Source organism: Rubellimicrobium thermophilum DSM 16684, assembly GCF_000442315.1.
GTDB classification, from domain to species: domain Bacteria; phylum Pseudomonadota; class Alphaproteobacteria; order Rhodobacterales; family Rhodobacteraceae; genus Rubellimicrobium; species Rubellimicrobium thermophilum.
Map to the genome: position 1 here is coordinate 101,065 of NZ_KE557320.1, position 18,239 is coordinate 119,303.

Below are 18,239 nucleotides of genomic sequence, written 5' to 3' on the forward strand. Positions count from 1 at the left end.
ATGACAGACGCTCTGCGGCGCATTGCCGAGGCGCTCGAACGGATTGCCCCGCCTCCGCCCCCGCCGCCCGACTTCACGGCCCCCGCCCATGTCTGGCACACCGACCCGGATCGCCTGGTGCCCGTCAGACAGGTGTCCCGGGTGGATCTGTCGCTCCTGCGCGGGGTGGACAGGGCGCGGGATGTCCTGCTGGCCAATACCCGTGCCTTTGCCCGCGGCTTTCCGGCCAACAATGCCCTGCTCTGGGGCGCGCGCGGCATGGGGAAATCCTCGCTCGTCAAGGCTGTCCATGCCGCCGTGGCGGCCGAGGTGCCGGGGCTCGGCCTTGTGGAGGTGAGCCGGGAGGATCTTCCCTCGATCGGCCGCTGCCTGGCCCTGCTGCGCGAGGCGCCGGGCCGCTTCATCCTCTTCTGCGACGATCTGTCCTTTTCGCAGGATGATGCGCATTACAAGTCGCTCAAGGCGGTGCTGGACGGCGGGATCGAGGGGCGGCCCGACAATGTGGTTCTCTATGCCACCTCCAACCGGCGCCATCTGATGCCCCGCGACATGATCGAGAACGAGCGCTCTACGGCCATCAGCCCCTCCGAGGCGGTCGAGGAGAAGGTCTCGCTCTCGGACCGGTTCGGCCTGTGGCTGGGCTTCCATCCCTGCTCCCAGGAGGATTTCCTGGGCATGATCCGCGGCTACTGCGATGCCTACGGCCTGGCCATCGACGACGAGACGCTGCGCGCCGAGGCCATCGAATGGCAGGCGACGCGGGGTGCCCGATCGGGGCGCGTGGCCTGGCAATATGTGACCGATCTGGCGGGGCGGCGGGGGGTGCCCCTGTCCCGGCCGGGGTCGGGGTGACCGGGCTGTCCGTCCCGGGATTGCGGCCCTGACAGCGGCGCAAACCCTCCCTCCTCCGGGCGGTCCCCGTTCCCGCAGGAAATAGTATGATCGGTTCGAGCGTGCGCGCCGGCGTGCGATGTCCTCCGACGTCCTGCGGCGGGACCAGTTGGCGTGGCGATCCGGCGCGGCGGGATGGGGCGGGGGGAAGGCGGCGCAGGCCGAACGGGATCATGCGCAGCTTCCCCCCCCTGCCGTCAGGCCCGGTCCGTGTCCTCGGCGGGGGTCTCCTCATCCTCGCTGCTGACGCTGAGATCGAAGAATTCGCCCTCGGCTTCGCTGTGGTCGATGATCAGCCCTGCCGCGTTGTCGAGGAAGCGGTTCTCCGGCATCTGGCCGACCGGTTCGATCGTCAGACGCGTCGCGGCCTTCTTCTCCTTGGGCGGGACAGTTTCCACGGCAAGCCTCCTCTTCCTGGCATTCCATTCTACCATCTTCATGGTCTGATGACGAGCGAAAACACCGCCCCCTGGCCCGGAACCATCTCTGATAAATACGACATATCAATGTCTTGAGAGCAGACCGCGCCCATCGTGGCAAGCCCGCGCCGGACGGTCGGAGGCTGCGGCAGAGCCGCGTTCCGAAGCGGGCCGTCGGGCTCCTCCACCAGCGGGTTCGTGCCGGCGCGGAGCTGGTGAAGGCTCTGCGGCCCCCCGTTGATCGCGCTGTAGGGCCCCCGGTGCAGGCCGCCATGGCTGCCTCCTGCCCCCGGTCCATCACGGAGCGTCCGGGTTCGTGCCCGCCTTCGGCGCGAACGGCCCGCCCGTCCCGCCGGGGGGCCGGGGGCGCTGGCGGGGTGGCGCTTCTGCTCGGTGCATGTATGACATGTTTGCGGCCCCGGAAGCGCACATGGAGGCGGAGATGAAGGAAATCCTGATCGTCGGCGACAGTCTGACCTGGGGCCATGATCCGGCGTCGGGGCTGCGCCACCCGCCCGGACAGCGCTGGCCGGTGGTGCTGGCAGAGGGCCTGGCCGGTCGGGCGCTGGTGACGGCCGACGGCCTGGGCGGCCGCACGACCTGTTTCGACGATCATGCCGGCCCTGCCGACCGCAATGCGGCGCGCTGCCTGCCGGGACTTCTGGCCAGCCATCAGCCCCTCGATCTGGTTGTGCTGATGCTGGGGACCAATGACCTGAAGCCCCATGTCTGCGGTCTGGCCAGCGGGGCGGCGGCGGGGATGCGCCGCCTGGTGGAGATTGTCCGGTGCTTTCCCTTCAAGGGTCCGCGGCGTCCGGCGGTGCTGGTGATCGCGCCGCCCCCTGTTGTGCGGGCCGGATGGCGTCCCGGCCGGTCAGCGCCGGATCGAGGAAAGCCGGCAGCTTGCGCCCCTGTATCGGCATCTGGCGGAGGAGTGCGGCGCCTTCTTCCTGGATGCAGGCGCGCATTGCCGGGCGTCGCCGCTGGACGGCGTCCATCTGGACGGGGAACAGACCACGGCCCTGGGTCGGGCGGTGCTGCCGGTCGCCGCGCGGATCCTGGGGCTTGGGGAGGAGCGGCCGGATCGCCTCCCGGCAGCTGGGGATCCCTGGTGATACGGCAATCTTCGCCCAGCATATATTATAATTGACAGACAACATATGATCTGTAATCCGTTCCCTGTGCCGGGGCGCGCCCGGCCCGTGCGTTCAGGGAGGACAGATGAACAGATTTCTCGCAGGCATCGCGGCGGCGATGCTGGGGCTTGGCGTCGTCTCGACCGACGCGCTGGCCGAAACCCCGCCGGATCAGCTTGTCGTGGCGACATCGCTGGCCAATGTGCTGACCCTGGACCCCGCTGACATCGTCAGCCGCGAGGGGGCGCAGGTGATGAACGCGGTCTACGAGACGCTGGTCCAGATCGATCCTCATGACCGGAGCCGGATCATTCCCGGCCTCGCCGAAAGCTGGGAGATCAGCGAGGACGGGCGTTCCATCACCTTCCATCTGCGCGAGGCGAATTTCGCCTCCGGCAATCCGGTGACGGCGGCGGATGTGGTCTGGTCGCTCACCCGTCTGATGAGCATGAATCTGGCGCAGGCCTCCTTCCTCAAGACGCGCGGATTCACGGCCGAGACTGCCGCCGAGAGCTTCGTGGCGCTGGACGAGCGCACCTTCCGGCTGAACCTGCCCAAGCCCGATGACCCGCGCCTGGTGATGATGGTCCTGGCGGTTGGGGGCACGGGGGCCGTGATCGACCATGTCGAGGCTCTCCGCCATGAGGTGGACGGCGATCTGGCGCAGGGCTGGTTGCGGCTGAACTCGGCAGGGTCGGGCCCCTATGTCGTGCGGGAATGGCGCTCGAACGAGCTCATCCTGCTCGAGCGGAACCCCAATTACTGGGGCGAGGCGCCGGCCATGCGCCGGGTCCTGATGCGGCATCTGCCCGAATCGCAGACCCAGCGTCTTCAGCTCGAACGCGGGGATATCGACATCGGCTATTCCCTGCTCTCTGCCGATCTGCAGGGGCTGGAGGCGAATCCCGATGTCGTGGTCGCCAGCGAGCCGAGCGCCGGCTTCTACTATCTGGGCGTGTCGATGAAGGACGAACGCTTCGCCAACCCCCTCGTCCGTCGCGCCCTGGCCCATCTGATCGACTATGAGGGGCTGAACCGCTCGGTCATGCCCTATTTCGGTCAGCCCCATCAGAGGCCGATTGCCGCGGGGGTGATGGGAGCGCTGCCCGATCCGGGCTACCGGCTGGATGTCGAGACGGCGCGCGCCCTGCTGGCCGAGGCCGGCTATCCCGACGGGTTCGATGTCACGCTGCGGGCTTTGGCCGAGCCGCCCTTCATCAATATCGCGACCGCCCTGCAGGCGACCCTGGCCCAGGCCGGGATCCGCGCCGAGATCATCACCGGATCGGGCGACCAGATCTATGGCGCGATGCGGGAGCGGAACTTCGAGCTGATCGTGGGGCGCGGCGGCGGCGGAACCATCCCGCATCCGGATTCGAATCTGCGGGCCCTGGTCTACAATCCCGACAATTCGGACGAGGCCGCCCTGACCAATTTCCAGGGCTGGCGGACCAGCTTCCATGACGAGGAGCTGAACCGGATGATCGACGAGGCCCTGCTCGTCCTCGATCCCGAGGAGCAGCGCGAGGCCTATGAGGCGATCCAGATCCGCTATGACGAGCTGGCCCCCTCGCTCATGATCTTCTCGCAGGTGGTGGTGTCGGTGGCCTATCGGGACGATGTCGAGGGGCTGATCATCGATCCCTGGCATACCCGCTTCCAGATGATCGAGAAGCATCGCGAGTGACGGGCCAGGGGTGCGGGGCGCGGGAGAGGCCGCGCCCCGGACCGCCATTCCCGCGCCGGCCTGGACCGGGCTCCGGATCGCAGAAGGGGGCGCCGAAGAGGGGGCGGGGCGCAGCACCCGCCCCGGCCGTCATCCGTCGCGGTGGATGGGATCCTGGGTGAAGCGGCCGCCCTGGAAGATCGCCAGCGGAGAGTCGGGGGCAGGGCGCGGCATGTTCTGCTCGATCCTGTCGCGGAAGCGCTCGGCATTGTCCCGGGGGGTCCAGCCCAGATAGGCAACCGCGCCGTTGTCCCACCAGGCCGCGGCATTGGCCGAGACGCCCCAGATCACCGGACAGCCGAGCCGCGGCACGCGCAGGATGCAGTCGATCAGGGATTCGAAGTCGTCATGGGACAGCCATGTCGACAGCATCCGGTGATCGCGCGGTTCCTCGAAGCAGGATCCGATCCGCACCAGCGCCGTTTCCTGCCCGAACTTCTCGAAATAGAGGCGGGCGAGGGCCTCTCCGAAGCATTTGGAGACGCCGTAGAGACCATCCGGCCGGAAGGGGACGGTGGCATCGAGACGCTGATCCTGCGGATAGAAGCCCACTGTGTGATTGGAGCTGGCAAAGATGATGCGCGGCTGGCCATGGGCGCGTGCGGCCTCGTAGAGGTTGTAGACGCCGCGGATATTCGCCTGCAGGATCCGCTCGAAGCGATCCTCGACCGAGATGCCACCGAGATGGAGGATGGCATCGCAGCCGGCCACCAGGCGATGGACGGCCGCCTCGTCCGCCAGATCGCAGGGCATCAGCTCCTCATGCGGGGCGGCGGGCCCCAGATCGGCGATGTCCGACAGGCGCAGGACCCTTGCGCGCGAGGCCAGGCGCCTGCGCATCACCCTGCCCAGATTGCCGGCTGCGCCCGTGATCAGCAATCGTTCCATATCGTCCTTCCTGCGGTCCAATGGGGTGATGGGCAATACATCATACAAATTATGGGAGATGTCATCCCATGTCGAGTCTGGGGGCGCGGCGGTCTTGACTTGCTGTCATGCGGGCGGGATAGAAATGGGAACGACGAGCCAGGGATGACCGAGTTGACCCGCGCCAGCCCGCAACGGCCGAACCGCAAAGCCGGCAATCTTGTCGTGCAACTCGCCGCCGAGCTGCGCCGCGCCATCGAGGCGGGGGAGTTCCGCCCCGGCGACAGGCTGCCGAGCGAGGCCGGCCTGACCGCGGCCCATGGCGTCAGTCGCACCGTAGTGCGCGAGGCGATCGCTGCGCTGCGGGCCGATGGGCTGGTGGAGGCCCGGCAGGGGGCCGGCGTCTTCGTCCTGCCCCCTCCGCCGGCCGCGCCAGCGCCGTTCCAGGGGATTGATGTCGCCCGGATTTCCTCGGTCATCGAGGTGCTGGAGCTGCGGACCGCCGTCGAGGCCGAAGCCGCCGCCCTGGCCGCCCTGCGCCGCTCTCCGGCGCAGGAGGAAACCCTTTTGCGCCGCCATCACGCCGTGATCGAGGCGCTGCGGGCGGGCCGGCCCACCGCCGAGGCGGATTTTGCCCTGCATCTGGCGATCGCCGAGGCGACCAACAACCCCCGCTTCGTGGAATTCCTGACCATGATGGGGCCGGCCATCATCCCGCGTCTGGCGCTGCAGGACGGGGCGGCCAGCGACTCGGAGGCCTATATCGCCCGGATCCATGCCGAACACGGCCAGATCGTCGAGGCGATCGCCAATGGCGATGCCGAGGCCGCGCGCGAGGCGATGCGCCATCACCTGCGCAGCAGCCAGGCCCGCTATCGGGCCCTGCAGCGGCGGATGCCCGACAACACATAATACGTGTTGTTGACATCTATCATGCAACTGGGCTAGGGCTGACCTGCTCCTTCCGCTCAGCGCATGAGGCCCCGATGGATCCCCTCCGCATCAAGACCAGGCTTGGCGCCGGCCTCCTGTCCTTTCCCGTCACCCATTTCGATGCCGATGGGGCCTTTGCCCCCGACAGCTACAAGGCGCATGTCGAATGGCTGAGCGGCTTCGGTGCGCCGGTCCTCTTTGCCGCCGGCGGCACGGGCGAGTTCTTCTCGCTCCGCCCGGACGAGATTCCGGCCATCATCGCCGCGGCCAAGGAAGCCGCCGGTCCCAGCGCCATCGTCTCCGGCTGCGGCTATGGCACCGAGATCGCGGTGGAGATCGCCCGCGCGGCAGAGCGGGCCGGGGCCGATGGCCTGCTCCTGCTGCCCCATTACCTCATCGATGCCCCCCAGGAAGGCTGTTCCATCATGTCAGACGTGTCTGTCAGGCAACCGGTCTGGGGGTCATGGTCTACAACCGCGACAATGCCGTCCTTCAGCCGGAGACCCTCGAACGGCTCTGCGAGATCTGCCCCAATCTCGTCGGCTTCAAGGACGGTACCGGCGACATGCCCCTCATCCGCCGGATCACGGCCCGCCTCGGGGACCGGCTGACCTATCTGGGGGGGGATGCCCACCGCCGAGATCTATGCCGAAGCCTATCTCGGGGCCGGATTCACGACCTATTCCTCGGCGGTGTTCAACTTCGTGCCGGCCCTCGCACAGAGGTTCTATGCCGCCCTGCATGCCCGCGACCGCGCCACCTGCGAGCAGATCCTGAATGACTTCTTCTGGCCCTTCATCGAGCTGCGCTCGCGCCGCAAGGGTTATGCCGTGGCCGCAATCAAGGCCGGCGTCCGCCTGCAGGGCTTTGCCGCCGGCCCGGTGCGCAGCCCCCTGTCCGATCTCACCGCCGAGGAGGAGGCCATCCTGGAGCGCCTGATCGGCGATCAGGCCCGCCGGAAGGCCGCGTGATGCGGATCGCCGCCATCCGCACTCATCTGCTCGGATCCCCCCTCGCCCATCCCTATGAAAGCGCGACGATGCGCTTCGATCGGCGGGCCCATCTCCTGGTCGAGGTCATCTGCGATGACGGGACGACGGGCTGGGGGGAATGTCTCGGCCCGGCGCGGCCGAATGCGGCGATGGTCCGCGCCTATGCCGAATGGCTGATCGGCCAGGACCCGCTGCAGACGGAGCGGATCTGGACGACCCTCTACAACGCCTTCCGCGATCAGGGACAGCGGGGGCTGGCGGTGACAGCCCTGTCGGGAATCGACGTCGCCCTCTGGGATATCAAGGGTCGGCATTTCGGGGTTCCGGTCTCGCTGCTTCTGGGGGGGCGGTTCCGCGACGAGGTCCGCGCCTATGCCACAGGCGGGTTCCGCCGCCCGCGAGGCGACCCGATCGCGGAGACCGCGGCCGAGATGGCAGCCCATGCCGCAGCCGGTTTCCAGGCCTGCAAGATCAAGATCGGCTTCGATCCGGCCGAGGATCTGCAGGTCATCGCCGCCGTGCGCGAGGCGATCGGCCCCCGCATGCGGCTGATGATCGATGCCAATCACGGCTACGATCCCCTCGAGGCGATCCGCCTCGGCCGCGCGGCGGCCGAGCATGACATCGACTGGTTCGAGGAACCGGTTGTTCCCGAACAGATCGGGGCCTATCGGGCCGTCAGGGCCGGCCAGCCGATCCCGCTGGCCGCGGGCGAGACCTGGCATACCCGATGGGGCATGGAGGAGCCGATCCGGACCCGGGCGGTGGACATCATCCAGCCCGATCTGGGCGGCTGCGGCGGCTTCACCGAGGCCCGGCGCATCGCCGATCTGGCCGCCCTGCATGGGCTGCGCGTCGTGCCCCATGTCTGGGGAACGGGGGTGCAGATCGCCGCGGCGTTGCAGTTCCTGGCCGCGCTGCAGCCCGAGCCCCTCCGCCATCGGCCGCTCGATCCGATCCTCGAATTCGACTGCACCGAATGCCCCTTCCGTCAGGCGATCCTGACCCGGCCGATCGGCCATGAACAGGGTGTGGTGCGGATCCCCGATGGCCCCGGTCTGGGCATCGGGATCGATCAGGCTGCCCTTCGCGAATTTCGGATATCGGACTCATGACGCTCATCCGTCGCTGCACGGGAAACCCGCCGCGGATCGCCCTGCCGAAGGGGGCGATCGACACCCAGGTGCATCTGTATCTCCCCGGCTTTCCGGCGCGGCCGGGCGGCCCGCCCCTTCCGGCAGGCGATCTGCCCGGCCCCGATCAGTATCGTTCGGTGATGCGCTGGCTGGGCATCGGGCGGGTGGTGATCACGCAGGGCAATGCCCATCAGACCGACAATGCCAATCTCCTCGCCTGCCTGCGCGAGATGGGCGACATCGCCCGCGGCGTGGCCGTGATCACGCCCGAGACCCCGGCCGCCGAGATGGAGGCCCTGGCCGCCGCCGGGGTTGTCGGGGCGCGGATCATGGATCTGCCGGGCGGCGCCGTCGGTCTGGACCGGCTCGAGGCGATCGACGCCCGAGCCGCAGATATCGGCTGGATGCTGGCCATCCAGTTCAACGGCAGCGCCCTGCCGGATCTGGCACCGCGCCTGGCGCGCCTGCGCAGCCGCTGGGTCCTCGATCACCACGGCAAGTTCCTGGACGGCGCCGGTCCGGCCCATCTCGATGCCCTCAGGCGGCTGATCGACGGGGGAAGGACCTGGTTCAAGCTTGCCGGCTGCTACGAGGCCTCGCGGCTCGGTCCCCCGGATTATGCCGATGTGGCCGCCGTCTCGCGCGCGATCGCCGCCCATGCCCCGGAGCGGATCGTCTGGGGAACCAACTGGCCGCACAACCTGATCCGGACGACCGAGGCCTATCCCGATGACGCCCGCCTGGCCGACACCGTCCTGGGCTGGCTGCCCGATGCGGCGGCGCTCGGACGCGCTCTCGTGACCAACCCCGAGGAGCTCTACGGCTTTCCGCCCTTTTCCGATCCGTCCCCAGCCGAAGCGACGCCATGATCATCACCGATGTCTCGGTCACGACCTTCCTGACCACCACCCGCCGCCATGTGGACAGCGCCGGCCATGCCCATCCCGGACCCCCCCATCGGGTGCGGCAATCGCTTCTGACCCTGCGCAGCGAGGACGGGGCCGAGGGCTATTCCTTCGCCCCGCCGGAGGTTCTCCGTCCCTTCCTGATCGAGGCCCATGTCCGCCCGGTGCTGATCGGTCAGGACCACCGGGACCGCGAACGGCTCTGGCAGGCGCTGGCGCATCGTCAGCGCGGTTCGGCCGGGCAGCTGTCCGACCGGACGCTGGCTGCGGTCGATGTCGCGCTCTGGGATCTGGCCGGGCGATCCCTGGGGATCCCCGTCTGCAAGCTGATCGGGGGATACCGCGACAAGGTCCCCGCCTATGGCAGCATCATGTGCGGGGACGATCTCGAAGGCGGCCTTGCGACACCCGAGGACTATGCCCGCTTTGCCGAACGGCTCGTGGCGCGCGGCTATCGGGGCATCAAGCTGCACACCTGGATGCCCCCCGTCGCTGGCGCCCCCGATGTCCGGCGGGATCTGCAGGCCTGTGCCGCCGTGCGCGAGCGGTCGGCCCCGACATCCATCTGATGCTCGATGCCTATCACTGGTATTCCCGGACCGAGGCTCTGGCCCTGGGCCGCGGGCTGGAGAAGCTGGGCTTCGACTGGATCGAGGAATGCATGGACGAGCAGTCCCTGTCCTCCTATCGCTGGCTGGCCGATCAGCTCGACATCCCGGTGCTCGGCCCCGAAAGCATCGGCGGCAAGCACTGGCACCGGGCCGAATGGATCATGGCCGGGGCGGTGGACATCCTGCGCACCGGCGTGAACGATGTCGGCGGCATCACCCCCGCGCTCAAGACCATGCATCTGGCCGAGGCCTTCGGCATGGACTGCGAGGTGCATGGCAACACCGCGATGAACCTGCATGTCGTCGCCGCCTGCGGCAACTGCCGCTGGTATGAACGCGGTCTGCTGCATCCCTTCCTCGATTACGACGAGGGGGTGGACTATCTCCGCTCGCTCTCCGATCCGATGGACGAGGACGGATTCGTCCATGTGCCCGACCGCCCCGGTCTGGGCGAGGACATCGATTTCGACTTCATCGAGAACAACCGCATCGCCTGAACCGCCGCAGGGGGGGAAGGGGCTGCACCCCCGCCCCGGCCCCGCTCAGAGATGGTCGCGCAGAAAGCGGGCCGCCTCGTCCTGGATGGATCGGGGACAGAGATGGGGACCGGCAAAGAGGGCGCAGTCCGCCACCCCACCGGCTGCTGCCGCGATCGCCCGCAGATCGGCAAAGGCCGGCCGGACGGCCTCGGCGGGGAAATGCCGGTCCTCGGTCCCCACGCGCAGGAAGAGGGCCCTGTCGGCCGCCAGACCCGCCAGATCGGGGAAATCGGCCCGGCCGGCCAGCGCCGGATGCAGGGTGTAGAAGGCCGAATGCCCCTCGATCATCGGGTTGCCGGCACGCAGCAGCAGAGAGGCCCGCCCCATCCAGGACAGCGCCACGACAGCCCCGGACCCGCCCCGACAGGGCCGCCGCCTGAAAGGCCCGGAACCCCCCGAAGGAGAAGCCCCAGACGCCGATCCGTCCGGGATCCACCTCCGGCAGGGCGGCCAGAAGTTGCAGCGCCTCCAGATCCTCGGCGGCGACGATCCCGGCCAGCGACCAGCCCAGCCGCAGCGCCTGGCTGGCCACGGCCTGTTGCCGGGCATGGCCGCCATACTGGCGCGTGCCCCAGCCGAAGGCATCCGCGCAGAGCACGACATGGCCCTGCCGGGCCAGCGCCTCGCCGACGAAGAGCCCATCGTAATGCGGCCCCGGATCCGGCGGGACGGATCCGTCGGGGATCATCTTGCGCCATCCGCGGTCGAAGCGGCCGCCATGGTCGTGCATCAGCAGGATCCCCGGCCGCCGCCCCTGCGGGCGGGCGGGACGCAAGAGGGCGGCCTCGCCGCTGCCACCGGTGGCATAGGTCAGATGCAAGGATGTCAGATGCAGACCGTCCGGACGCTCTGACTCCGCCAGGCGGATCACGGCGGGGGGGGTGCGATGGGGGGGCAGGCTGTTCCGCCAGACCCGGCGCAAACGGGCCTGCCAGCGCGGAAAGGGCGGCCGGAAGTCCAGGTCGGGGACCAGGGCATCGCGCCGCGCGGCGAGGAGGGGCGGCAGATCCTCAGCGGCCCCGTTCATGCTCGAGCGAGGCCTCGATCAGCTGTCGGGCATAGGGATGGCGGGCGCCGTTGCCGATCAGCGCCGCGCGATCCAGGATCTCGACGATCCGGCCCGCCTGCATCACGGCAAGGCGGTCGCACATGTGATCGATCACGGCGAGGTCATGGCTGACCATCACATAGGTGAAGCCCCGGCGCCGGCGCAGCTCGCTCAGCAGGTTCAGGACCTCTGCCTGGACCGAGACATCGAGCGCCGAGGTGGGTTCGTCCAGCAGCAGGACCGCCGGCTCGAGGATCAGCGCGCGGGCGATCGCGACCCGCTGCCGCTGCCCGCCGGAAAGCTGATGCGGAAAGCGGTCGAGGAAATGGAGGGGCAGCCCCACCTCGGTCAGGGCGCGCTCCAGACGCTCCTGCGGGCGGTCGAGCCGGTGGATGCGGATCGGCTCGGACAGGGCGGTGCGAACGGACTGGCGCGGATGCAGCGATCCGTAGGGATCCTGGAACACCATCTGCACGCTGCGGCAGCGCTCCTGCAGGGGCATGCGGCGGATATCGGTCCCCCCGATCCGGATGCGCCCCTGCCAATGGACCATCAGCTGGGCGATGCATCGCAGGACGGTGGACTTGCCCGATCCGCTTTCCCCCACAAGGCCGAAGCATTCTCCCGCCGCGACCGAAAAGCCGATCCCGGAGAGGATCGGGACATCCCCCAGCCGGATGGACAGATCCTCGACATCGACAGGTTTCATGGCTGTGGCCCGATGGGTTCTTTCCAGTCCGCCCGGCGTTCGGGCACTTTCAGGGGGCTGCGGTCCCCTCCGATGCGCGGCTGGGCCGCCAGCAGGGCCTGGGTATAGGGATGCCGCGCCCGTTCCAGATCGGCCGCCGGCAGGCTTTCGACCACCCGCCCGGCATACATGATCAGCACTCGGTCGCAGAAATTGCGCACGAGGTTGAGGTCATGGCTGATCATGAGAAGACCGATGCCCCGTTCGGTCACCAGCCGGTCGAGGATGCGCAGCACCTGCAGGCGCACCGTGACATCCAGCGCCGAGGTCGGTTCGTCCGCGATGACCAGATCGGGCTCCGGCAGAAGCATCATGGCGATCATGATCCGCTGGCCCATCCCGCCCGAGACCTCGTGCGGATACAGGTGATAGACCCGCCGCGGATCGGCGATCTGCACCGCCTCGAGCATGGCCAGGCTGCGCTCCCTGGCCTCGGCGCGGGAACAGCGCAGATGGATCCGGCAGGCCTCGGCCACCTGGTCCCCGACGCGGCGGATCGGATTGAGCGAGAATTTCGGGTCCTGCAGGATCATCGACATGCGCCGCCCGCGCAGGTGGCGCATCGCCCTCTCGGGCAGGGAGAGCAGGTCCATGCCGTCAAAGGTCATCCGTTCGGCGGTGATGCGGGCCTGCGGCAGGAGCCGCAGCAGGGCGCGTCCCAGCGTGGATTTGCCCGAGCCGCTCTCGCCGACGATGCCGAGCTTCTCGCGCCTCAGCGTGAAGGAGACATTGTCGACGGCCAGGGTCGCTCCGTGCTCGCCCGGATAGAGGACGCTCAGGCCGCGCAGATCCAGAAGGGGGGCTGTCATGGCATTGCTCTCCCGGTCATCTGCCGCGGGTCGAGCGCATCGCGCAGCCCGTCGCCGACGAGGTTGAAGGCCAGGCTGACCAGCAGGATGGCCAGACCCGGAAAGGTGACCAGCCACCAGCTGTCGATCATGTAGCGGCGTCCGGTGGCGATCATCGCTCCCCATTCGGGAAGCGGCGGCTGGGCGCCGAGTCCCAGAAAGCCCAGACCGGCCGCCGTCAGGATCACCGTGGCCATGTTCAGGGTCAGCCGGATCACCACAGAGGGCAGGCACATCGGCATGATCGACCTGACGATGATCCGCAGGGTCGAGGCGCCCTGAAGCCGGGCGGCGGCGACATAGTCGGTGGCCCGGAAGGTCAGGGTTTCGGCCCGCGCCAGGCGGGCGATGGGCGGCCAGGAGGTCAGGGCGATGGCGATGATGGCGTTGTTCAGGCTCGGCCCCAGCGCGGCGACAAAGGCCAGCGACAGGATCAGGGCGGGAAAGGACAGGAAGATGTCGGTGATCCGCATCATGATCCGGTCGAACAGCCCGCCGACATAGCCCGAGGCGGTGCCGATGATCAGGCCGATCGGCCCGACGATGACGGTCACCAGGGCGATGATGCGGAGGGTGATCCGGGTTCCGAAGACCAGCCGGCTGTAGATGTCGCGCCCCAGTTCGTCGGTGCCGAACAGATGGCCGCCGCCGGGCGGGCGGAGCGTGTTGTCCAGATCGACCGCATGGGGGTCATGGGTGGCCAGCAGCGGCGCGAAGAGCGCGATCAGAAGCAGCAGCCCGATGATGGTCAGACCGAAGGCCGAGGGCGGGTTGCGCAGCAGCGCGCGCAGGATGTTGCCCAGCGGACGCAGCAGGGGCAGGCCGGTGGAACGGGGCAGGGCGGTCATCAGCGGGTTCTCGGGTCGAAGACGCGGTAGAGAACGTCCGAGAGCAGGTTGAGCGTGATGAAGATCACGCCCACCAGCAGCACGCAGGTCATCACGGCACTCATGTCGCCGATCATCAGGTTGTTGGTCAGATACTGGCCGAAACCGGGCCAGGCGAAGACGGTCTCGATCAGGACCGCCCCTTCGAGCAGGCCGCCATAGGTGAGGGCCACGATGGTCACGAGCTGGACGCGGATATTGACGAAGGCATGGCCCCAGATGGTGCGGCTGCGGGAGAGGCCCTTCACCCGGGCGGTGGTGATGTATTCCTGATTGAGCTGGTCCAGCATGAAGCTGCGCGTCATGCGGGTGATGTAGGCGGCCGAGGCATAGCCGAGGATCGAAGCCGGCAGCACGAGATGCCTCAGCGCCGAGCGGAACACCTCCATCTCGCCGGCCAGCAGGCTGTCGATGAGCAGAAGGCCCGTCGGCCCCTCGACGAGGCCGAGATAGAAGTCGCTGACCCGTCCCGACCCGCCGACCCAGCCCAGCACGGCATAGAACAGGATCAGCCCGATCATGCCGGTCCAGAAGATGGGCATCGAATGGCCCAGAAGGCTGACGATCCGGATGAGGTGATCGGGCCAGCGGTCCTTGTTGGCGGCGGCGACCACGCCCAAAGTGATACCCAGCCCGGCGCCGATCAGGATGGCAAAGGTGGCCAGCTCGATGGTGGCGGGCATGACAGCCAGGATGTCCTCGATGACGGGGCGCCCGGTGCGGATCGAGGTGCCGAAATCCCCCCGCAGCACATCGCCGACATAGATCAGGAACTGTTCCCACAGGGGCCGGTCCAGGCCGAGCTGCCGGTAGACCTGCATGTAGGTATCGGGCGAGGCATCCTCGCCGACGATGGCGCGCACGGGATCGACCGGCATCATCCGCCCGATCACGAAGGTCAGCAGCAGCAGGCCGAACAACGTCACCGCGATGCTGATGACCTGACCCAGGATCCGCCCCGGGCGCAGGCGAAGACGCCGCTGACGGTGCCCCGTCGGGTTGGCGGAGATGTCGGAAGCGGTTTCCGGGGCGTCTTGCGCCGTCATCGCCTGTCATCCTCCTCCCCGCCGGCGACCGGGCCGCAAGGCCCTGTCATATGACAAGTCAGACTGTCATATGCGCTGTCGGGAGTCAACAAGACCCGCGATGATCGTGTTCAGGCAAGGTGCCACAGGCCGTTTTTCCGGGAAAAGATCCAGACGGGACAGGATCGTGAGGCTCCCGGCAGGCGCTTGGCGCGGTCGATGCAGGGGCCCGGGGCGGCGCGGGCAAGCCTGCGCATTCCTGCCTGTCATATGAATTTTCGCAAGCCCGGCGACATGAAACCCGCCCCGGCCCGACGCTGACCGTGGGGCAGGGCGCGCGTCGGCCGGATCGCTGTGCCTAGGCCTGGCCCAGCACCTCGATCGTCACGCGACCGATGCCGGTCCGCAGCAGGCCGATTTCGGCGGCGGCCTCGCGCGAGAGGTCGATCACCCGGTTGCCGTGAAAGGGACCCCGGTCATTGATGCGCACGATGACCGATTCGCCATTCGCCTGATTGGTGACGCGGACCCGCGTCCCGAAGGGCAGGCTGCGATGCGCCGCCGTGAGAGCGTTCTGATCGAAGCGTTCGCCGCTGGCCGTGCGGCGCCCGTGGAAACCGGGACCATACCAGGAGGCCGTCCCCGCCATCATCTGCGCCGAAGCCGGTGTGACACCCAGGGGAGACAGCGCCAGGGTTCCGGCGACGGCCAAGGCACTGGAGATGGAACGCAACAGCTTCATCCGACGTTTCTCTCTCGACAGATCGTCCGACGGGCGGCTGACCTCGGCCAGCCCTGTCGGCTCCGCAACGCGGTTCGCTCATCGGGGGCGGAACCGGCAGACTCTTGCGCGATCCGGCGATTCTGCCGCGATTCCATCGGCGGAACCTTGCCGGTGCCGGGTCGCCTCGCGTCTCGCTCTGCGTCCCCCTGCCGCAGGGTGAGCCTCAGGATGAACCTGTCGCTGCCGGGGCCCCGCACCGGGAGCCGGCGAGCCGGCCCCCGCCTTCGTGGCACTGGGCCGGACAGAGGGGCCGGACAGGGGGGCCGGGCAGGCGGGTCGTGCCGGGCTGCAAGAAGGGCCGTCGGAGAGGCCGCTTCAGGACGAGCCCGGGACGGGCCGGGGCGGCCCTCTCCGCCCTGCCTGTCGGGCGCGTCACAGACAGAAGAGGAGACGACCATGCATCTTGTTGCTCATGCCGGCGCGGCGCTGGCGGCCCTGGCGGGCTCCGCGCTGGCGGCCATGGCCTTTCTCGGGCCCGAAACGGGGGTGGAGGGCACATCCGGCGCCCTTCTGGCGCTTGTCGGTGCCCTGGTCGTGGCGCTGGGGGCCGGACTGGCGCTCTGGCGCGGCCTGCGCGGGTTCTGGCGGATCCTGCTCGATGGGTTTCTGCTGATCGCGGCAGCCCTGACGGCCCTCGCCGCCTGGTTCCTGATGCAGCCCCTCCTTGCGGCGGCCATGGTGCTGGCGCTGCTCGCTGTCCTTGTCTCCCTTGTCACCCTTGTCTCCCACCCGCAACGGAGGCCTTCCCGATGACCTGTTCCTTGCTGACCCTGCCGCTCCGTTCCGCCGCCCTTGCGGCCCTTCTGGCGGCACCGGCCCTGGCCGAGCAGACCACCTGGACCGGCTTTCATGGCGATCTGGCTTCGACCAAGTTTGCGGATGTGGCCCGCTTCACGCCCGCGACGGTGGGCAATCTCGTGCGCGCATGGGAGGTGCGGACGGGGGATGTCTCGGACGGGTCGGGGGATCGGCCGGCCACGGTGTGGTCCGCCACGCCCGTCTATGCCAATGGCATGCTCTATCTCGGCACGCCCTTCTACCGCATCCTCGCGCTCGATCCGGCCACGGGGGCCGAGATCTGGAGTTATGACAGCCATTCCACGCTCGAGGCGCTGACCCAGCCCGCCCTCAAGAACCGCGGTGTCGCCTACTGGGAGAGCGGGCAGCAGGGGCCCTGCGAAAAGCGCGTCTATCTGGGGACGATGGATGCCCATCTGCATGCCGTGGATGCCGATACCGGAGCCCTGTGCCCCGATTTCGGCGAAGGGGGCATCCTCGATGTCAACCGCTGGAACAGGGTCAATGCCCGCTTTCCCTTCTCCCTCCTTCAGCCGCCGCTCGTGGTGGGCGACAGGCTCTATCTCGGCTGGGCGGGGAAGGATTGGGAATATGCCGTCGCGCCGCCGGGCAACCTGCTGGCGCTGGATGCGCGCACGGGACGGCTGGAATGGGAGCTCTCCTTCATCCCCGAGGAGATGATTCCGCAGACAGGAACGGCGAATATCTGGACGGCGATGAGCGCCGATCCCGAACTGGGCCTTCTCTATGCCCCGGTCTCCTCACCCTCGCCCAACTACTGGGGCGGCAACCGGACCGATCCGATCCCCTTGGCCACCTCGGTCACGGCGGTCGATCTGGAGACGGGCGAGGTCGTCTGGTCCTTCCAGCATGTCCATCATGACATCTGGGATTACGACACGCCCGCCGCGCCACAGCTCGTGGACATCGAGCGCGACGGGCAGACGATCCCGGCCCTCGTGCAGACGACCAAGCAGGGCTTCCTCTACGTGCTCGACCGACGGACCGGCGAGCCGCTCTTCCCGGTGGAGGAGCGCCCCGTGCCGCCCTCCGATGCCGAGGGCGAGGTCGCCTCACCCACCCAGCCCTTCGCGCTGACGCCGCCCCCCACCAATGATCCCTTCCGCATGCCGGGGGTCTGGTGGCTCGCCGATCTGACGAGCGGCGGGCAATGCTCGCGCGAGCGGGAGACCTATCGCTACGAGGGCATCTTCACCCCGCCCTCCGAGCAGGGCACCTTCCTCTATCCCGGCACGGCGGGGGCCAATAACTGGGGCGGGGCGGCCGTGGATGACCGCAACGACATCCTCTATGTCAACTCCATGCGCGTCGTGCAGGTGCTGACCCTGATCCCGCGGGAGGAATATGACCGCATCCAGGGCGACAGCGGCAACGAGGAAGGCTATTATCCGCAGGAGGGCGCCCCCTACGGCATCCATCTGACCGAATGGCGCAATGCCCTCGGCCTGCCCTGCTGGGAGCCCCCCTACGGCACCTTTGCAGCCTATGACCTGCGCAGCGGCGAACGGCTCTATGAGGTGCCCTTCGGCCTCAGCCAGCAATGGGGCTTCTACGGCCTGCGCGACTGGGGTTCTCCCACGCTCGGGGGGCCGGTGGCGACGGCGGGCGGGGTGATCTTCATCGGTGCCTCGATGGACAATCGCGTGCGCGCGCTCGATGCCGCAACGGGTCGCGAACTGTGGAGCGATATCGTCGATGCGCCGGTGGTCGCCAATCCGGCCGTCTTCACCCATGACGGGGTGGACTATGTGGTCTTCGTCGCCGGGGGGAACTCGATCCTGAAGGACGAGGTGTCCGATCAGGTCGTGGCCTACCGCTTGCCCTGAGCTTCGGGGCGGGCGGTCCCCTCTCCGCGCAGCGATTGACCCCCGTTCGGGCCGGCGCTACGCACGCCCTGCGCGGCGACGGGGCCGGCGCACCGGCAG

At 68.5% G+C, this 18,239-nt stretch carries 18 protein-coding genes and 2 pseudogenes; 11 read left to right on the forward strand and 9 right to left on the reverse strand.

Annotated features, from left to right (window positions below):
- Positions 1 to 852, forward strand: a complete 852-nt coding sequence (locus tag RUTHE_RS01470; protein ID WP_040645106.1) for an ATP-binding protein — start codon at positions 1 to 3, stop codon at positions 850 to 852.
- Between the two features lie 236 nt (positions 853 to 1,088).
- Here the strand turns inward: RUTHE_RS01470 and RUTHE_RS01475 are convergent, their stop codons facing one another.
- Positions 1,089 to 1,289, reverse strand: coding sequence for a hypothetical protein (locus RUTHE_RS01475; RefSeq protein WP_021096455.1), 201 nt, complete (start codon positions 1,287 to 1,289; stop codon positions 1,089 to 1,091).
- 463 nt (positions 1,290 to 1,752) lie between these two features.
- Between RUTHE_RS01475 and RUTHE_RS01480 the strand changes: the two genes are divergently transcribed.
- Together RUTHE_RS01480 and RUTHE_RS01485 are read left to right on the forward strand one after the other, a co-directional pair.
- Positions 1,753 to 2,460: a GDSL-type esterase/lipase family protein gene (locus tag RUTHE_RS01480; RefSeq protein WP_245542177.1), complete on the forward strand. Its 708-nt coding sequence runs from the start codon at positions 1,753 to 1,755 to the stop codon at positions 2,458 to 2,460.
- Between the two features lie 71 nt (positions 2,461 to 2,531).
- Positions 2,532 to 4,133 carry an ABC transporter substrate-binding protein gene (locus RUTHE_RS01485; protein WP_021096457.1) on the forward strand — a complete coding sequence of 534 codons (1,602 nt, stop codon included), beginning with the start codon at positions 2,532 to 2,534 and terminating at the stop codon, positions 4,131 to 4,133.
- A 129-nt stretch (positions 4,134 to 4,262) separates the two neighbouring features.
- Here RUTHE_RS01485 and RUTHE_RS01490 read toward each other — a convergent pair whose 3' ends face one another.
- Complete coding sequence (locus RUTHE_RS01490; RefSeq protein WP_021096458.1) at positions 4,263 to 5,060, reverse strand: NAD-dependent epimerase/dehydratase family protein; 798 nt, start codon at positions 5,058 to 5,060, stop codon at positions 4,263 to 4,265.
- Positions 5,061 to 5,204: 144 nt separating this feature from the next.
- On the opposite strand from RUTHE_RS01490, the gene RUTHE_RS01495 reads away from it, so the two are divergent.
- The 6 genes and pseudogenes from RUTHE_RS01495 (at position 5,205) to RUTHE_RS17260 (ending at position 10,113) form a co-directional block, all read left to right on the forward strand.
- Positions 5,205 to 5,951: a FadR/GntR family transcriptional regulator gene (locus RUTHE_RS01495; protein WP_021096459.1), complete on the forward strand. Its 747-nt coding sequence runs from the start codon at positions 5,205 to 5,207 to the stop codon at positions 5,949 to 5,951.
- 74 nt (positions 5,952 to 6,025) lie between these two features.
- Positions 6,026 to 6,943, forward strand: a pseudogene (gene kdgD / locus RUTHE_RS01500) (5-dehydro-4-deoxyglucarate dehydratase).
- Positions 6,943 to 8,079 carry a mandelate racemase/muconate lactonizing enzyme family protein gene (locus RUTHE_RS01505; protein WP_021096462.1) on the forward strand — a complete coding sequence of 379 codons (1,137 nt, stop codon included), beginning with the start codon at positions 6,943 to 6,945 and terminating at the stop codon, positions 8,077 to 8,079. The pseudogene kdgD and the gene RUTHE_RS01505 overlap by 1 nt, the downstream one beginning before the upstream one ends.
- Positions 8,076 to 8,969 carry an amidohydrolase family protein gene (locus RUTHE_RS01510; protein ID WP_021096463.1) on the forward strand — a complete coding sequence of 298 codons (894 nt, stop codon included), beginning with the start codon at positions 8,076 to 8,078 and terminating at the stop codon, positions 8,967 to 8,969. Before RUTHE_RS01505 ends, RUTHE_RS01510 begins: the two co-directional genes overlap by 4 nt.
- A complete protein-coding gene (locus RUTHE_RS17255) occupies positions 8,966 to 9,574 on the forward strand; it encodes an enolase-like domain-containing protein (RefSeq protein WP_021096464.1) in 609 nt (202 codons plus the stop codon). Before RUTHE_RS01510 ends, RUTHE_RS17255 begins: the two co-directional genes overlap by 4 nt.
- Positions 9,574 to 10,113 carry an enolase C-terminal domain-like protein gene (locus RUTHE_RS17260; RefSeq protein WP_021096465.1) on the forward strand — a complete coding sequence of 180 codons (540 nt, stop codon included), beginning with the start codon at positions 9,574 to 9,576 and terminating at the stop codon, positions 10,111 to 10,113. Before RUTHE_RS17255 ends, RUTHE_RS17260 begins: the two co-directional genes overlap by 1 nt.
- A gap of 45 nt (positions 10,114 to 10,158) precedes the next feature.
- Here RUTHE_RS17260 and RUTHE_RS17265 read toward each other — a convergent pair whose 3' ends face one another.
- The 7 genes and pseudogenes from RUTHE_RS17265 to RUTHE_RS01545 all read right to left on the reverse strand — a co-directional run bounded on the left by RUTHE_RS17265 (position 10,159) and on the right by RUTHE_RS01545 (position 15,453).
- Positions 10,159 to 10,497 carry a hypothetical protein gene (locus tag RUTHE_RS17265; protein WP_051150356.1) on the reverse strand — a complete coding sequence of 113 codons (339 nt, stop codon included), beginning with the start codon at positions 10,495 to 10,497 and terminating at the stop codon, positions 10,159 to 10,161.
- 19 nt (positions 10,498 to 10,516) lie between these two features.
- A pseudogene (locus RUTHE_RS18525) lies at positions 10,517 to 11,182 on the reverse strand (dienelactone hydrolase family protein); the annotation flags it as partial.
- Complete coding sequence (locus RUTHE_RS01525) at positions 11,166 to 11,912, reverse strand: ABC transporter ATP-binding protein (protein ID WP_021096468.1); 747 nt, start codon at positions 11,910 to 11,912, stop codon at positions 11,166 to 11,168. The pseudogene RUTHE_RS18525 and the gene RUTHE_RS01525, both read right to left, overlap by 17 nt.
- Positions 11,909 to 12,760 (reverse strand): ABC transporter ATP-binding protein, encoded by an 852-nt coding sequence (locus tag RUTHE_RS01530; RefSeq protein WP_021096469.1) that lies wholly within the window; start codon positions 12,758 to 12,760, stop codon positions 11,909 to 11,911. Before RUTHE_RS01530 ends, RUTHE_RS01525 begins: the two co-directional genes overlap by 4 nt.
- Complete coding sequence (locus tag RUTHE_RS01535) at positions 12,757 to 13,647, reverse strand: ABC transporter permease (RefSeq protein ID WP_021096470.1); 891 nt, start codon at positions 13,645 to 13,647, stop codon at positions 12,757 to 12,759. The genes RUTHE_RS01530 and RUTHE_RS01535 overlap by 4 nt, the downstream gene beginning before the upstream one ends.
- A complete protein-coding gene (locus tag RUTHE_RS01540; protein WP_021096471.1) occupies positions 13,647 to 14,732 on the reverse strand; it encodes an ABC transporter permease in 1,086 nt (361 codons plus the stop codon). Before RUTHE_RS01540 ends, RUTHE_RS01535 begins: the two co-directional genes overlap by 1 nt.
- 337 nt (positions 14,733 to 15,069) lie before the next feature.
- Positions 15,070 to 15,453, reverse strand: a complete 384-nt coding sequence (locus RUTHE_RS01545) for a septal ring lytic transglycosylase RlpA family protein (protein WP_021096472.1) — start codon at positions 15,451 to 15,453, stop codon at positions 15,070 to 15,072.
- A gap of 438 nt (positions 15,454 to 15,891) precedes the next feature.
- Between RUTHE_RS01545 and RUTHE_RS01550 the strand changes: the two genes are divergently transcribed.
- Both RUTHE_RS01550 and RUTHE_RS01555 read left to right on the forward strand, forming a co-directional pair.
- On the forward strand, positions 15,892 to 16,248 hold the full coding sequence (locus RUTHE_RS01550) for a hypothetical protein (RefSeq protein WP_021096473.1): 357 nt from the start codon (positions 15,892 to 15,894) through the stop codon (positions 16,246 to 16,248).
- Positions 16,245 to 18,140: a pyrroloquinoline quinone-dependent dehydrogenase gene (locus RUTHE_RS01555; protein ID WP_021096474.1), complete on the forward strand. Its 1,896-nt coding sequence runs from the start codon at positions 16,245 to 16,247 to the stop codon at positions 18,138 to 18,140. The genes RUTHE_RS01550 and RUTHE_RS01555 overlap by 4 nt, the downstream gene beginning before the upstream one ends.
- The last annotated feature ends 99 nt before the right edge of the window (positions 18,141 to 18,239 follow it).